This is a genomic window from Nonomuraea sp. NPDC049649 (genome assembly GCF_040675175.1).
Taxonomy (GTDB): Bacteria; Actinomycetota; Actinomycetes; order Streptosporangiales; family Streptosporangiaceae; genus Nonomuraea.
Window position 1 is genome coordinate 1 of the sequence record NZ_JBFAOH010000118.1, and the last position, 1,000, is coordinate 1,000.

A 1,000-nucleotide genomic window follows, 5' to 3' on the forward strand; every position below is an offset into this window, starting at 1 on the left:
TGAACGCCTTCGCCATCACCTTCGAAGGCCGCCTGACCCCGACCACCCGATAGAACTAATTCAAGATCGAGTTACACCGTTTACTGGACACACCCCTATCCGGCCCCCAGGCTTTCCAGATAATCCAGGCGATCTTGTGGTTCCCGGTCGCTGATCTCCTGGAGCCTGCGGTCGATCTCCTTCGTGACTGCGTCGGTGGGGTGTGTGGTGCCGCGCTCGTAGGCGTCGATGACACCGATGGCGACCTCTTGCAGGCCGGTGCGCACCAGCGACTCGGCCGCGTGGTAGATAAGGTCCGGTACCACCCGCACCGGTGTACTGGGGATCTTGGTGGCGAACGAATCACGCAGGCGGACGAGATCGGCCACGATGCTGTGGCGCCGGCGGGACTCTTCTGCCGGTGGGGTCAGGTCGCGGCCGTCGCCCATGGCCTGCAGGATCCGGTGCAGCGTCTCGTAGCCGGCCGTCACCTCACGCCAGGAATCGGCATCCCGCCAGAAGGCGATCGCCTGCTCGGCCGTATCCTGTTCGACTCTGCGCTGAGCCAGGAAGCCCTCATAGGCGGTGCGGTTCTCCTCCTGGGCGAGGCGGTGACGCAGGCGGGCCCAGGCAAGGAGGAAGTGGGCGTACTGCTCTGTGGCGTTGCGGCCTTCGTGAGTGACGGTGCGGCTCAGGTCGTGCAGGTCGCGGCCTTCGGCGTCGTCCAGAGGAAGTGGGAGTTCTTCCAGGGCGATGCCAAACACCCGGGCCAGTGCGATGGCCTCGTCCACGCTGATGGCGCGGCGGCTGCCGTCGGGCTTGGGGTTGACGATTTTGGAGATGGCTGACTGATGGGTCGGGCATCCGGCGTTGGTGAGTTCCTGGGCCATGCGCTCTTGTGACCAGCCGCGGCGGCGCATCTCCCATGAGGTTCCCCCTGTAGCACGGACACCTGAGGTGAGGTCACTCGACGGTGTCTGAGGGCCGGTGGAGGCTCTCGTACATGACAGGGCTGTGCATT

Annotated in this window: 1 protein-coding gene; it reads right to left on the bottom strand. The window is 65.1% G+C overall.

The features are described from left to right. Window positions 1-95 precede the first annotated feature (95 nt). Window positions 96-869 (bottom strand): hypothetical protein, encoded by a 774-nt coding sequence (locus AB0J42_RS37745; protein WP_364303415.1) that lies wholly within the window; start codon window positions 867-869, stop codon window positions 96-98. Window positions 870-1,000 lie beyond the last annotated feature (131 nt).

Bases quoted from the DNA above. Each gene is read 5' to 3' on its own strand.
- AB0J42_RS37745 (WP_364303415.1), bottom strand. From the start codon at position 869: ATGGCCCAGGAACTCACCAACGCCGGATGCCCGACCCATCAGTCAGCC.